Origin of the sequence: Phenylobacterium aquaticum (genome assembly GCF_947378715.1) — a bacterium.
Classification (GTDB): Bacteria; Pseudomonadota; Alphaproteobacteria; order Caulobacterales; family Caulobacteraceae; genus Phenylobacterium; species Phenylobacterium aquaticum_A.
Map to the genome: position 1 here is coordinate 1 of NZ_CANCLE010000109.1, position 13,746 is coordinate 13,746.

The window sequence follows — 13,746 nt, forward strand, 5'->3', positions numbered from 1 at the left end:
CGCGGTATTCGGCGCTCTCGTTCGGATAGCGGACCGGGTTGTCGCGGGCCAGGTCGGCGGCCAGGGCGAGGGTGTCGGTCTGGACGGTCATGGGCCGGGTCTCCGCCATGCGGAAGGATGGGACCCAAATCTTGAGCCCCTACAGGCGGGGCTGGCAAGCCGGCGTCGCGCGGCGCCTCAAGCCAGCGTCGAACACCGTCGGAATCGGCTCAATGCGTGGCGAGCGCGATCGGCAGGACGTGAACGCGTAGGGCCTCCAGAAAGGCCTGGGAATGGGTCTGCAGACCATGATTGCCCGCGTCCTTGATGACCACCACCTCCTTGGCCGGCGCGTGGATGCGCGCCAGCCAGGCCTGGGCCTGAGGGATCGGCGCATCGGTGTTGTCATCCCCCTGGATGACGAAGACCGGAATCTGGAGCTCGGGACCCAGGCTCGCATAGTCGAAGCCCTCGCCCCAGGCGCGGCCAAATGCGACCTCACTGGCGGTCATGCCGACCGGAATGGCGCGAGCCTCGGCCAGGCTCCAGTGGGGGGCGGTCAGGACATCCCAGGTCTGATGAGGCGGATTGGGCGCGTGGTATCGGCGCGCAACCTTGACGAAGGCGGCAAGCTTCTTGGGGTCGCGCGGCGGTCTGAACGGCCAGGGGCCGCTGACCCGCAGATCGGCGAGGCTCTCCTGATCGCCGGCGGCCGTGGCCCGGGCCAGCAGTCGATCGTAGCCGAAGCGCTCGCGATCCCGACGGGGGCTGACGATCTGGCCGGCGCCGACATAGGCTGCATAGCTTGCAGGGTCGGCCATGGCCATGCGCACGGCCACCGTCGAGCCGAAGCCAGTCCCCAAGAGGATGATCTTCGATTTGCCCAGTCGGCGTCGCAGGTGGCGGGTCAGGGCCTGTCCGTCGCTGGCGAGACGATCCACGCCCAGGCCCGGAGGAACCCTTCCGCCGGCTCGGGCGAAGGTCTTGCCAGCGCCCTGCTGGTCCCACTGGACGACCGTGAAATCGCGTTCCCAGGGACGGAAGGCGTCCACAAAGGGGCTGAGCACCGTCCCTGGACCATCGGCGCCGACGCCACCGACAATCAGGATGACGGGATTGCGCAGGTCCTCGCCCCGGATCGTCACCCATTGGTCGATCCCGCCCAACGCGACGAATCCCGCCTCGTCTATCCCGTTCGGGGTCCGGATAGCGACAGCCTGGGCATGCCGATACTGGGCGATGGCGCGATAGACCAAGGCCCCAACGGTCAGGATCGCCAGCACCGCCACCAGGGCGCCGAGCGCCCTCAACAACCGACCCATACCGCCAACCTCCCTGGTTAGCGGTATGAAATTACATTTGTAGATTGAGAGTCAAGCGGCGGTTGAATTGTCCTGGTCGGACTACTTCGCCGCCGCCGCCGTCCAGGTGTCGAGCCAGCTGAACACGGTGTCGTGCCACTGGACGAGGTTCTGGGGCTTCAGCACCCAGTGGTTCTCGTTCGGGAAATAGAGCAGCTGGCTGGGCACGCCCTTGCGCTGCAGGGCGTCGAAGGTGGCCAGGCCCTGTTCGACCGGGATGCGGTAGTCGCGCTGGCTGTGGATCACCAGCTCGGGCTTGGTCCACTGGGCCACATGATTGACCGGGTTGAACTGCTCATAGCCCTGCGGATTGGCCCAGGGGGTTCCGCCGTTCTCCCACTCGGAGAACCACAGCTCCTCGGTGGAATAGCCCATCATCCGGTTGTCGAAGATGCCGTCGTGATTGACCAGGCACTTCCAGGGGCCGTTCCAGTTCCCGGCGATCCAGTTGACCATGAAGCCGCCATAGCTGCCGCCCAGCGCGCAGGCGCGGTCCCCGTCCAGGAAGGGATACTTGGTCAGCGCCGCGCTCCAGCCCTTCTGCAGGTCCTCGAGCGGCCGGTCGCCCCAATGGTGGGAGATGGCGTCGGTGAAGCCCTGGCCGTAGCCGGTGGAGCCGTGGAAATCGATCATCACCACCGCATAGCCGTGGCCGGCGTAGGTCTGGGCGTTCCAACGGTAGTGGAAGAGATTGCCGAACGAGCCCTGCGGCCCGCCATGGATCAGGAAGGCGACCGGATAGGTCCTGCCCGGCTGATAGTTGGCCGGCTTGACCACATAGCCGTGGACCGTCTCGCCGTTCCAGCCGGGGAAGCTGAATTGCTCGGCCTCGCCCATGGCGACGCCGGCCAGCTTGTCGGCGTCCACATGGGTGAGCTGGATCGGGGCCTTGGCCTTGAGCGGCAGGCTGTAGGCCTGGGCCGGCCCCGCCAGATCGTCGCGGTCATAGACGAGGCCGGTCTTGGAGACGTCGTACTCGCCGACATGGCCCGGGCCGGTCAGGGCGACCGGCGTCCCGCCCCTGGCGGCGTCGAAGGCGTAGAGCCGCGTCTGGCCGACATCGGCGGCGGTGGCGTAGAGGGTCTTGCCGTCCGCCGACCACTTCAGGCCGCCGGCCGAGCGGTCCCATTGCGGAGCGAGCTCGCGGGTGGCGCCGGATTTCAGGTCGCGGACCATGATCCCGAAGCGGTCGGATTCGAAGCCCGGCCGCTTCATGGCCAGCCAGGCCAGCTTCGATCCGTCCGGCGAAAAGGCGGGCGCGGCGTCCCAGGCCAGGTTGTCGGCGGTCAGGTTGACCGGCTTGGCCGCGCCGGTGAGGGGCGCCTGGAAGAGGTCGAAATTGGTGCTCCAGGGCTCGCTGGTCCCGGCGATCCGGGCGGAGAACACCACGGACTTGTTGTCCGGCGTGACGGTGAAGTCGTCATCGCCGCCGAAGGGCTTGGTCGGGATGTCGGCGTCGAGCCCGGGGGTGATCTCCACCGGCGCGCCGGTCGCGACGCCGTCGGGACCGAGCGCCAGGGCGAACAGGTGATTGCGGGTCCCGTCGGCCCACTGGTCCCAGTGGCGGACGAACAGCTTGTCGAACACCTGGCCGGTCGGGGTCTTGGGCTTGGCGGCGCGATCGAGCGTGCACTGCAGGGTCGGGCAGTCGGGATAGACCGCCAGGCCGACCACCAGGGTCTTGCCATCGGGCGACAGGCGGAAGGCGCCGATGTCCAGCGGCAGCTGAGTCACCTGCGTCGCCGTCGCGCCCTGTGGCGTTGTGCGCCAGACCTGGGCGGAGCCGGAACGGCCCGAGAGGAAATAGATCGACTGACCGTCGGGGCTCCAGCGCGCGCTGCCGATCCCACCCTCGGAGATGGCCAGGCGACGGGGCTCAGGGGTTTTCGCCGCGAGGTCGACGATCCACAGGGCGTGGACCCCGCGATCGGCGGTCCAGTCGGTGCTGCGCAGATCGTAGATCGCATAACGGCCGTCCGGGGAGGCGCGGATGTCGGAGACCCGGTCGAGGGTGGCGAGATCCTTGGCGGTCAAGCCACGGCCCTCCGCCGCTACGGCGGGGGAGGCGACAACGGCGACAGCGGCTGCGGCGAGCAGAAGGCGGCGAAGGTCCATGGGGCGTTTCCTGAAGGCTTTGGCGCGCGAAGCGTCCGATTTGACGGCGGTGTTAACACGCGCATGAACCGACCTCCAGACCGCGATCAGCGCGCATGAAAAGGCCCCGAAGCGGGACTTCGGGGCCATGTCTCGTTCAAGCTGCGTGGCGTCAGTTGTTGATGATCTCGAAGATCAGGCCTGTGGCGATCGCGGCCAGCAGATAGTCATTGCCGACCCGGTACCACTGATAGCCGCGCGGCGGCGGACGCAGGTGGTAGCGGTAGTAGTCGCCGACCGCATAGCCGCGATAGGTGGGCGGCAGGACCCCGCCGCGACGCCAGGCGGCATAGCCTGGGCGATAATAGGGATTGCCGTAATAGGCCTGGGGCGGCGGGCCGTAGGACCAGCGGTTGTCGTAGTAATAGCCATTGTGCCGGTTGGAGTCCCAGCGGTCGTCCCGGTGATCCCATCGGTTGTCGTGACGATCATCGCGCCGATCGTCCCGGCGGTCGTCCCGCCGATCATCTCGGCGGTCGTCGTGTCGATCCCATCGGTTTTCGTGGCGGTCCCACGGGTCGGCATGCGCGGCGCTCGCGGCAGCCGCCATGGGGCCGGCCACGGCGGCGGCGGCGGCCAGGCTCAAGATCAGGCGCTTCATCGGCCTCTCCTCAAATTACAATCCTTCACCCCTCGAACGCACAGGCTCGCGCCGCCAGCCTGAACTCAGGCTGAACGGAACTGTCAGCTTCGCGGGGATGCGGATCGTGGCGCGTCGCGTGGCGGCGACGCGCCCGAGGATCAGTTCGGGAAGTTCATGATGGTGATGATCACGCCGGTCGCGGTGGAGGCCAGCACGTAGTCGTTGCCGATGTGGTACCAGGCGAAGCCGTCCTTCGGCCGCGGCAGACCCTTGATGTATCCGGGGATGCGGTAGCCGCGCAGGTTCGGCGGCAGCAGGGTTTCGGGCCGCCAGGTGCTTTGACCGGGCGTGTATTGGTCATAGTAGCTCGGATAGTAGTTGTTCGCGGGCGCCTGCGGCGGCGGCGGATAGTAAGCAGCATTGGGCGCGTAGTATTGCGGACCGGCATAGGCCGGCGGCGGCGCATACTGGGGCTGAGCATACTGGGGCGGCGCGCCGTATTGGCCGCCGCCACCCTGCTGCTCGTGATATTCCCAATGTTCTTCGCGAGCGGTTCCGCCACAGGCGCAAGGATCGACGCCATAGGCCTCACGCGGGGTGTAGTATCCGGTCCGCAAATCGACAGATTGGGCTTGAGCCGACCCCGTCAGGGCCAAGAAAGCTGTAGCGGCAACGGTCGCCGCGAGAAATTTTTGCAGATTCATAGGGTCCCCATGGAGCGCGCTCGTCGCCACCTGGGTACAGCCTGGGGGCGCATTCCGAGGAATAGCGCAATCCTGAGGGCCCTGTCAGGCGCTCTCGCCTGTCACGGTAGCGCTTTTCCCCCCTCGGCGTTAACCGCGCGGAGATGGAGATTTCCGCCGAGTAACGGACGTGAATTCTTCGTGTAAGTGCGACCTAACATCGCGTCCTCAGCGTTTAACTATATGTTCAGCGCCTATAGACTTCTCTGAGGTCGTAGCTGGTCTGAAGCGTTGCCCAGAACGGGTTTCGGGGCCAGGAAAAGGAAACGACATCATGCTCTCGAGCGTGGAATCGGAAGGGCTGCCGCTGCCGAAGCCGGACGCCACCGGGGACGAACTGTTCCGCATGGGCTTGCTGTATTCGACCGGTCAGGGCGGCGCGCCGCTGGACTATGTCTCGGCCCACATGCTGTTCAACCTCGCCGCCATGCGCGGTTCGGTGGAAGCCAAGGTCTACCGCAAGGAACTGAGCCAGGAGATGGCCTCCGACGAGGTCGCCGAAGCCCAGCGCCAGGCGCGCGAGTGGCTGGCCCACGGCTGATCGCCGGCGATACGCTTCTGAACGAGGCGCCAGCCCGCGGCTTTGCGGGGGCGTCCGGGCTAGTTGCCGGTCTGCGACCCCAGCGCATAGCTGAAGCCGAACTGAATCGGCGACAGGTCGCGGAAATATTGCTGGATGAAGAGGCCCGCATTGGCCACGCCGCTCCGCGGCACATAGACGATGTCGAACCGGCGCAGAGGCGCCAGGTCCGCCGTTGGATTCTTCAGCCCCTTGGCCAGGTCGATAGTGCGCATCATGCCGCGCCCGTCCGGTCCGCGCCGCAGGATGATCACCTGCTTGCGGTTGGCCGAGGTCTTGAAGTCTCCCGCCTGGATGACGGCGCGCAGGGCGTCTCCGTCCCCGGCCATGTCATAGATTCCCGGATTGCCGACCTCGCCGCCGACGAACACCTTGAGCGGCGCGGCCTTGGGCGTGACATCCACATAAGGCCGCAGCAATTGCGCGGCGTAGGCGTCCGACAGATTGGCCTGCAACTCGGCGACCGTGCGGTCGGCGGCCATGACCGCAGGAATCAGCGGCATGGAGATGCGGCCATCCGGCTGCACCGTCACCGTCTTGTTCAGTTCGGGGGCCGAAGGCAGGGCGATCTCGATCTCATCGCCCGGATAGAAGCGATAGGGCGGCTCGTAGTCGCTCCAGGTCGCATAGGGAATATCCCCGAAATCGGCGTTGCGATCGCGCTTGGGCGCCGGATCGTCCCGCGATCCCAACAGGTCGACATTGGGCAGGGCCACGTGCGGCATGGCGACGTGGGGCAGGGAGATCCTGGGCAGGCGCGGGGCCGCGCAACCGTTCAGGACAAGGCCTGCGGCGGCGATCAGGACCAGGGCGTGCTTCGGAACCGAGCTCATGGGGCAAAGGTTAAGGAGAATGGGTAATGGAACATTAATGCTCCCCAGCGACCGTGGCGCAGTAAGGGCTAGAACGGTCGGATTCGTATGGCGGCGCCAGGCGCTTGGACATTAAGGCCGCACGACACGCCGCCGCGGACCGATTGGGCCGCGCGACCGCGATATGCTGTCTCCGATTTCGCGACCCTTCTGTGGCGCGAGCGCCTGTTGATGATTGTCATCTTCGCGATCATCGCGGTCCTGGGCCTGGGCGCGGCCCTGACCATGAAGACCAGCTATGGCGCCAATTCCAGCGTTCTTGTGCGGCTGGGCCAGGAATATGTCTATGAGCCCCGGGCCGGGGACGCGGCGCGCGGCGCCGTGCCGGACTCCGATCAACTGATCCAGTCGGAAACCGAGATCCTAGGATCGGCCGCCCTGAAGCAGAAGGTCATCGACCGGCTGGGCCTGGCGCGGATCTATCCGCAGCTGGCCGCCAAGTACGCCGCTGGCGGTCCCACCGAGAAGAAGCTGATCATCGGCCAGGCGATCCACGCCCTGGAGACCAACACCAAGATCGAGACGGCCCCCGGCACGCCGATCATCCGCATCAGCTTCAGCAGCGAAGATCCGCAGACCGCCGCCCTGGTGCTGAACACGCTCTTGGAAGAATATTTGATCTATCGCCGCTCGGTGCTGACCGACCCGACCTCGCCGGCCCTGGAGCAGCAGCGCACCGCCTTCGAGGCGCGGCTGGCCGAGGCCGACCGGGCCTATGAGGACTTCCTGAACAACAACCGGATCGGTGACTTCGTGGCCGAGAAGGCCTCGCTGGGCCAGCTCCAGGCTCAGATCGAGACCCAGAAGTACCAGACCGAGGCCCAGCTGCGCGATCGCATCGGCCGGCTCTCGGCGCTGGAATCCCAGCTGAACGGGGTGTCCCAGGAAGTCGGCCTCTATCGCGACATCTCCAGCGCGGCGTCGGACAAACTGGCCCAGCTGAAGGTGCAGCGCGAGGACCTGTTGTCGCGCTATCACAATGACGCCCGCCCGGTGCTGGAGCTCGACGCCCAGATCGCCCAGCTGGAAGCCGGCATCTCTGCGGGGCGCACCCATTCCGACGGCGCCCGGCGCATCGGGGTCAATCCGGTCTACCAAACCCTGCAGACCGAGAAGATTCAGCTGACCGCCGAAGTCGCCGCCCTCAAGCAATCCACCGCCGCCCTGGGCGAGCAGGTCGACCAGCTGACCGAGCGCCGGCTGAAGCTGGCCGAACTGGAGCCGCAGTTCCAGGAGCTCAGCCTCGACCGCGACGTGCTGCAGGCCAATGTCCGCGACTACACCGTCAAGGAAGAGCAGAGCCGGGCGGCCCAGGAGATCGCGGCGGGCAGCAATGACAATATCCGCATCGTCAGCCGCGCCACGGCGCCCTCCAAGGGCAAGAGCCTGAAGAAGCCGGTGATGGTGCTGGCCCTGCTGTTCGCGGCCTTCACGGCGGTCTGCGCCGGCCTGCTGCGGATGTTCCTGCGGCCAGGACTGCCCACGGCGCAGTCAGCGGCGCGCACCCTTGACCTGCCGGTCCTGGCCGCGGCGCCCTTTAAGATCCAGTAGTGGCTTTACAACCGCTGTGGCGAAGGGCTCCGGTTCGCCTGAGAGCAGATTGCAGTAGCTTGAGCGCCTTATGTGCGCGGCGATTCGAGAGATGGTGGACCTGAACGCCGAGATGGCCGAGCTCTGGGCGTCGCTTGGCGCGCCGGCGGCTGGCCGCGCGCGCGTGGTCCAGGTGGTGTCCGCGCGCCGGGGGGAGGGCGCCTCCACCGTCGCCCGCGAACTGGCCTTCTTCGCCGCCCGTCGGGCCGGCCGCTCGGTGTGGCTCGTGGACCTGGACCTGCTGGGATCGCCCCAGCATGAGGCCCTGCGGGTCGAGGCCGACCGCTATGGCGCGCTGGGCGAGGCGGCGGCGGCCAGCCCCGACGGCTCGATGTTCTTCACCGTCCAGCCCCAGGCGCGGACACCGGACGGCCAGCCCTTTCCCGACGCCCGCTATCTTGCCGCCCACCGCGTGGGCGAGGCTCGCTGGTGGGTCACCCGCTTCCGGCGCGAGGCCCTGCGCGGCCGCCAGGCGGTGCATATCCTGCCCACCGGCGACTATTGGACGGCCTTGCGCAAATACGCCGATCTGATTGTGGTCGACGCGCCCTCGCCGGACCGCTCCCAGGCCGCGCTGACCACCGCCTCCTTCATGGACCAGACGGTGATGGTGGTGGCCGCCGACGAGGCCGATGTCCGCGCCCCCGCCCAACTGCGCGACGCCATCACCGGGGCCGGCGGCCATGTGGCGGGCCTGTTCGTCAACCGGGTGACGGTCGAGCAGCCACGGTTCCTCAAGGCCTTCAATCCGTGACCCAGCAGACCTGGGCCATGACCCCGCCGGCGCCGGCGGACCATGTCACCGCCTTCCGCCTGCTGGTCTTCGCCTGCGCGGTGGGCATCGTGCTGATCTTCAGCCAGGCCTGGGTGTTTCCGCTGCTCGGCGACAACGAGGACGCGGCGGCGGACGGCCTGGTCCGCGCCCTGTTCTTCCCCGCCTATGGCATGGCCCTGTTCCTGGCGGTCCTGACCCCGGCCAGCGCCATCTGGGCGACCCTGCGCCAGCCCTTCCTCATCCTGCTGATGCTGATCGTCGCCGCCTCGATCGCCTGGTCGGTGTCGCCGGACCAGACCATCCGGCGGACTGTGGCCATCTACGCCACGACGCTCGGCGGCATCGTGTTGGGCGCCCGCTATCGCTGGGCGGAGCTGGCCGAGGTGCTGGCCACCGCCTTCGCCACCCTGGCCGTGATCGCCTTCGTGACGCCCATCGTCATGCCCTCCATCGGCATCATGCACGAGCTGTTCCCGGGCGCATGGCGCGGCGTCTGGCCAGAGAAGAACATCCTGGGCGGGATCATGGCGCTGGGCTTCGCCCTGCTGGCCGGGACCGCCATGCTCAATCCGCATCGGGCGCGGCTGTGGTGGAGCTTCGCGGCCCTGTGCCTGCTGCTGGTGCTGCTCTCGACCTCGAAGACCTCACTGGTGGCCCTGGTCATGGGCTTCGGAACCCTGATCTTCGTGGCCCTGGTGCGGCGCAGCCCCGCGATCGGGGTGGCGACCGTCTGGCTGGCGGTGCTGGGGATCGGCATGGTGGCCAGCGTCGCCCTGTTCGCCTCCGACATCCTGTTCCATGCGCTCGGCAAGGATGCGACCCTGACCGGGCGGACCGAGGTCTGGACGGCGGCCATGCGCCAGATCGAGCTGCGCCCCTGGACCGGCTATGGCTACGCCGCCGTCTGGGATGACGAGGATCGCTGGGCCCCGCTGGCCAAGATCGTCAAGGAGGCGCACTGGCGCCCCCACCACTCACACAATTCCTGGATCGAGCAGTGGCTAGGCCTCGGCGTCTTCGGCCTGGCCGCCTGGGGGTTCTATTTTCTGCAGACCATGCTGATGGCCGTGGTGGCGGCGTTCCGCACCCCGGGCGCCTATCTGGCCCTGCCCTATCTGGTCATCTACGCCCTGACCTCGCTGACCGAGAGCGTGGCGGTGACCTATAACGACTTCCGCTGGGTGATCTTCGTCGCCCTGTCGATCAAGCTGTGCTGGCCGGATCGGGACGTAAGGACATAGGCGCGGGCGGGCTCTGACGCGCCAGGGCCCGGGCGTGGCGGCCGGTCAGGAAGTGCCAATAGTCGCGCAGCAGATCGGGGGCCACCCAGAAGCCGTGGCGATAGGGCGTGTCGACGCCGATCGCCAGGGCCGGATCGGCGGCGCCCCGCCAGGTCCCGAACAGATGGTCCCAGACCGGCGCCATGGCGAAGTGGCCGGTGGGCTCGCTCATGTCGAGCTTGTGGTGCGCGCGGTGGTGCAGGGGCGACTGGATGATCCAGCGACCGACCCAGCCCCAGTCCGAGGTCAGCTGGGAATGGATCAGGAAGCCGACGGTGGTGGCGACCACGTTCACATAGAGCATCACCGCCGGCGGGGCGCCCAGGATCGCCAGCGGGACATTGATCATGAAGATCACTGTGAAGGCGGCGGGATGCTGGCGCGCCGAGGTGGCGACACAGAAATCCTCGGCCGAGTGGTGATAGCGGTGCAGCGGCCAGAACCAGCGGCTGTGATCCAGCCGGTGGGTCCAGTAGTCGAAGAAGGTGTAGACGTAGAAATAGATCACCACCTGCAGCGGGATCGGCAGGCCGGTGGGATCGACCGTGAAGCCGGTGTTGGCGCTGAGCCAGTCGCGGATCCATCCCCCGGAGATCATCGAGGCCCCGAGCATCATCAGCCGCCCGAGCAGGTCGAGAACCTGTCCCTGGGCCAGGACCAGCAGGGCCAGGTCGGTCTTGATCGATCGGGTCCGGGCGAACAGCATTCGCCGCGTCGAGCTGCGCGCCCAGCCGACCACCAGCCACTCCAGCCAAAGCGCGAAGGGCAGGATCGCCAGCATCAGCATCCCGGCGCTGAGGACGCGGTCACGGACATTTCCGACTGAGATATCGTGGCCAAGCAGTTGAACGGTCAGTCGATCCGGCAGGCGGGGTGACAGGCCCCACCAGGCGCCGGCCAGCAGGGCGGCATAGACGATGAAGCCCAGCAGGATCGCAACCCGATCCCAGCCCAGGCGCGGGTTCGCGGCGCGTGTCATGCGGCGGCGCTCACCGGCGCCAACAGCCGGCGCATGGCCTCGCGCACGGTCACCACCTGGAAACCGTCATGGGTCGCCTGGTCGATCAGCCGGGCCAGCACGTCGGGCGCGCAGCCCCAGGGGGAGGGATCTGGGCGGACATCGTGGGTGTAGAGGATCAGCCAGGCCTTGCGGGCCTTGGCCTCCGCCAGCCAGCGCCGGGCCACGGCCTCGCCGTCCGCGCCCTCAATGCCGACGGCCGGCAGCTGGTTCAGATCGGTCCCCTGGGTGATCACCCCATGGTGCAGGGCGCGCAGGGTCGCGTAGCGCCTGGCCAGGGCCTGCTTCGGGCCGCCGGCCACCTCGCCATAGGGGTAGGCGAAGTTCTCGACCTCGAAGAGACCCCAGTCGGCCAGGGCGCGGGCGTTGTGGGCGGTGTCGTCCCAGGCCGCCGCCGGCTTGGCGCGGCCGCAGTCCAGGTGGGAATAGGTGTGGCAGGCGATCTCGTGGCCGGCGCGGGCCAGGCGTTGATAGTCGATGGGTTCGGCGCAGGGCCCCATGGGCGCGGCCTGTCCGGCCAGGCCGGCCGAGACATAATAGGTGTCGGCCAGGCCCCGGGTTTCCAGCAGGGCGGCGCCGGCGATGGTGGAGGACAGGGGGGCGTCGTCGAAGGTGAAGGACACCATGGGCGCCTGGGGCGCGACGGCCAGGGGGCGCTTGTGCGCCAGCCGCACCAGCCGCCGGCGCAGCTTGCCGGCCAGGGAGCGATCCGCCGAATAGGCGCCTTCGTATCCGGTCATGCCATGGCCTCGGCATAGAGGGCGGCGCGGTAGAGCCGCAGGGCGAAGGCGCGGCTCCTGACCGGGGGCGTCCGGGCCAGGACATAGGCCTTGAGCAGGGGCTTGAAGCGCTGCAGCAGCGGCGCCCGGCGCAGCAGCTTGGCGATCTTCAGGCTGCCATAGCGGGCCATCAGGTCGGGGTGGCGCGCGGTGATCTTCAGGAAGTTGCCGATCGATTGCTCGTATTTGGCGGTCAGGGTCTCGGCGGTGTCGAGGCCCAGATGGGTGGCGGTGTTGTCGACATGGAGGATCGGCCAGCGGGCGGCGACCCGCATGCCCCATTCGACATCTTCCCAGCCCCAGCCGGTGAAGGCCTCATCGAAGGTCTCCGCCGCGAACACGTCGCGCCGGACCAGCAGGTTGGACGTGAAGATCTTTTCCGGCATCCGGGCGCGCACGGCGGCGGGCTGGCAATCGCTGCCGTCGGCGATGGCGCGGTGCAGGGCGTTGTCGGGGTTGGCCGGCGCCTGGTCGAGGGAAAAGCCGCCAAAGGCCACGGCGGGCTGGTCCTTGGCGATCAGATCCAGCCAGGTGGCGATGAAGTCCGGGCGGTCGGGCAGCATGTCGCTGTCCAGGAACAGCAGCCACTGGCCCCGGGCGTGACGGACCAGGCGGTTGCGGCCCTTGGAGCGACCCTCGTTGGCGTCGAGGCGGATGAAGCGGGCGGGCAGGGACAGGTCCGCGACGGCGGCCTCGACCCGGGCGGCCAGGGCGGGGTCGCCGGAGCCGTCGTCGAGCACCAGCAACTCGGCCTGTCCAGGTCGAGCGAGAGGCTCGCGACCGAGGGCGGCCAACAGCGGCGTGGGGTCGTCGCCCTTGAACGGGGTGAGGATCGACAGGACCGGCGCGTCCTGGCCCCAGCGGGCGTTGTCGAACAGGATCTCGGTCATGCCGCGCTCCGGGCCAGTCGCGCGCTGAGGGTCGCGTGGCCCCGGCTGCGCAGGGCCCCCGCGTCGAGGAGGGCGATGATCAGGCCATAGACCAGCGCGCCGAGGCCGGCCTTGAGAGCCAGTTCCGGCAGGCCGCCCAGGGCGGGAACGCGGCTGACCGCCAGGGCCATGGCCAGGCTCGCGCCCGCCGCCTGGCCCACGGTGCGCCAGGGGATCGGCAAGGCGAGGCTGCGGCCGCCCAGCAGGGCCGAGGCGGCAAGGCCCAGGGCGTAGCTGGCCGGCGTCGCCCACAGGGCGCCGTCCAGGCCGAAGCGCGGGATCAGGACCAGGTTCAGCGCCACATTGGCCAGGGCCGGCACGGTCATGGCGACCAGCAGCAGTGGTGTGCGCCGCGACAGGGTGAAGGCCTGATGGAAATAGTAGGTGGTCAGGCCGCCCAACAGGCCGCTGAGCGCGATCCAGGGGGTGACATGAGCGGCGCCGACGCTCAGCGCCGGGCCGATCATCAGTTGCGCCAGGGGGCCGGCGACCATCGCCAGGCCCACGGCGGCCGGCAGGGTCAGCAGCACCATCAGCTGGGCCTGTTCCTGGGCCGCGGTCTTGAGGGCGTCGCGACCGCCGCGCTCCAGGGCCATGACCAGGGCCGGGCCGCCGGCCGCGCCCAGCCAGATGAACACCACGTCCAGGGTGCGGTTCGCGAGGCTGTAGCCGGCGTGATAGACGCCCACCGCCGCCTCATCGAGGAAGCGGGCCAGCAGGAAGCGGTCGGTGGTGGCCAGCACCAGGGCCAGGATCAGGGACAGGGCCACCGGCAGGCCATAGGCGGCGTGCGCGCGCACCCGCGCCAGGCCCAGGCGTCCGCTGACCGCCAGGCGGCCATCGGTCGGCAGCACGAAGGGCAGGCAGGCCATGGCCGCAAGACCGGCGCCGATCAAGGGCGCGGCGCCGCCAAGTCCCGCGAGGGCCAGGCCGGCGCCGATCGCGAAGCCACCCAGCGTCTGGCCCATGTCCAGCAGGGCCGAGGCCCGCACCTCGCCCGCCGCGCGGCGACGTTCCTGGGCGAGCTTGACCAGGGTGCGGGGCGCGATGGCGGCGATCCCGGCCAGGACGGCGTATTTCAGGCCGGGGTGCAGCGGCCACAG

13 protein-coding genes are annotated in these 13,746 nt (G+C 68.5%); 4 read left to right on the forward strand and 9 right to left on the reverse strand.

Annotated features, from left to right (window positions below; all coding sequences use genetic code 11):
- Window positions 1-209: 209 nt before the first annotated feature.
- From Q7P21_RS14060 to Q7P21_RS14075, 4 genes are all read right to left on the reverse strand, one after another.
- A complete protein-coding gene (locus tag Q7P21_RS14060) occupies window positions 210-1,301 on the reverse strand; it encodes an alpha/beta fold hydrolase (protein WP_304177563.1) in 1,092 nt (363 codons plus the stop codon).
- An 81-nt stretch (window positions 1,302-1,382) separates the two neighbouring features.
- Window positions 1,383-3,455 carry a S9 family peptidase gene (locus Q7P21_RS14065; protein WP_304177565.1) on the reverse strand — a complete coding sequence of 691 codons (2,073 nt, stop codon included), beginning with the start codon at window positions 3,453-3,455 and terminating at the stop codon, window positions 1,383-1,385.
- A 151-nt stretch (window positions 3,456-3,606) separates the two neighbouring features.
- Window positions 3,607-4,095 (reverse strand): RcnB family protein, encoded by a 489-nt coding sequence (locus Q7P21_RS14070; protein ID WP_304169329.1) that lies wholly within the window; start codon window positions 4,093-4,095, stop codon window positions 3,607-3,609.
- A 140-nt stretch (window positions 4,096-4,235) separates the two neighbouring features.
- A complete protein-coding gene (locus tag Q7P21_RS14075; RefSeq protein WP_304169332.1) occupies window positions 4,236-4,694 on the reverse strand; it encodes an RcnB family protein in 459 nt (152 codons plus the stop codon).
- Window positions 4,695-5,094: 400 nt separating this feature from the next.
- Between Q7P21_RS14075 and Q7P21_RS14080 the strand changes: the two genes are divergently transcribed.
- Window positions 5,095-5,361 (forward strand): sel1 repeat family protein, encoded by a 267-nt coding sequence (locus Q7P21_RS14080; protein ID WP_242562733.1) that lies wholly within the window; start codon window positions 5,095-5,097, stop codon window positions 5,359-5,361.
- A 59-nt stretch (window positions 5,362-5,420) separates the two neighbouring features.
- Here Q7P21_RS14080 and Q7P21_RS14085 read toward each other — a convergent pair whose 3' ends face one another.
- On the reverse strand, window positions 5,421-6,233 hold the full coding sequence (locus tag Q7P21_RS14085) for a polysaccharide biosynthesis/export family protein (RefSeq protein WP_304169334.1): 813 nt from the start codon (window positions 6,231-6,233) through the stop codon (window positions 5,421-5,423).
- Window positions 6,234-6,320: 87 nt separating this feature from the next.
- On the opposite strand from Q7P21_RS14085, the gene Q7P21_RS14090 reads away from it, so the two are divergent.
- The 3 genes from Q7P21_RS14090 (at window position 6,321) to Q7P21_RS14100 (ending at window position 9,878) form a co-directional block, all read left to right on the forward strand.
- Window positions 6,321-7,823, forward strand: coding sequence for a GumC family protein (locus Q7P21_RS14090; protein WP_304169337.1), 1,503 nt, complete (start codon window positions 6,321-6,323; stop codon window positions 7,821-7,823).
- Between the two features lie 91 nt (window positions 7,824-7,914).
- A complete protein-coding gene (locus tag Q7P21_RS14095; protein WP_304169339.1) occupies window positions 7,915-8,616 on the forward strand; it encodes a sugar kinase in 702 nt (233 codons plus the stop codon).
- Window positions 8,613-9,878, forward strand: coding sequence for an O-antigen ligase (locus tag Q7P21_RS14100; protein ID WP_304169341.1), 1,266 nt, complete (start codon window positions 8,613-8,615; stop codon window positions 9,876-9,878). The genes Q7P21_RS14095 and Q7P21_RS14100 overlap by 4 nt, the downstream gene beginning before the upstream one ends.
- Here the strand turns inward: Q7P21_RS14100 and Q7P21_RS14105 are convergent.
- The 4 genes from Q7P21_RS14105 to Q7P21_RS14120 form a co-directional block, all read right to left on the reverse strand.
- Entirely contained in the window at window positions 9,841-10,896 is a 1,056-nt protein-coding gene (locus tag Q7P21_RS14105) for a sterol desaturase family protein (protein WP_304169344.1), read from the reverse strand. The genes Q7P21_RS14100 and Q7P21_RS14105 overlap by 38 nt on opposite strands.
- Window positions 10,893-11,675: a polysaccharide deacetylase family protein gene (locus Q7P21_RS14110; protein ID WP_304177567.1), complete on the reverse strand. Its 783-nt coding sequence runs from the start codon at window positions 11,673-11,675 to the stop codon at window positions 10,893-10,895. The genes Q7P21_RS14105 and Q7P21_RS14110 overlap by 4 nt, the downstream gene beginning before the upstream one ends.
- On the reverse strand, window positions 11,672-12,604 hold the full coding sequence (locus Q7P21_RS14115; RefSeq protein ID WP_304177568.1) for a glycosyltransferase family 2 protein: 933 nt from the start codon (window positions 12,602-12,604) through the stop codon (window positions 11,672-11,674). Before Q7P21_RS14115 ends, Q7P21_RS14110 begins: the two co-directional genes overlap by 4 nt.
- On the reverse strand, window positions 12,601-13,746 hold a 1,146-nt coding region (locus Q7P21_RS14120; protein WP_304177569.1), incomplete at its 5' end, for a lipopolysaccharide biosynthesis protein. The genes Q7P21_RS14120 and Q7P21_RS14115, both read right to left, overlap by 4 nt.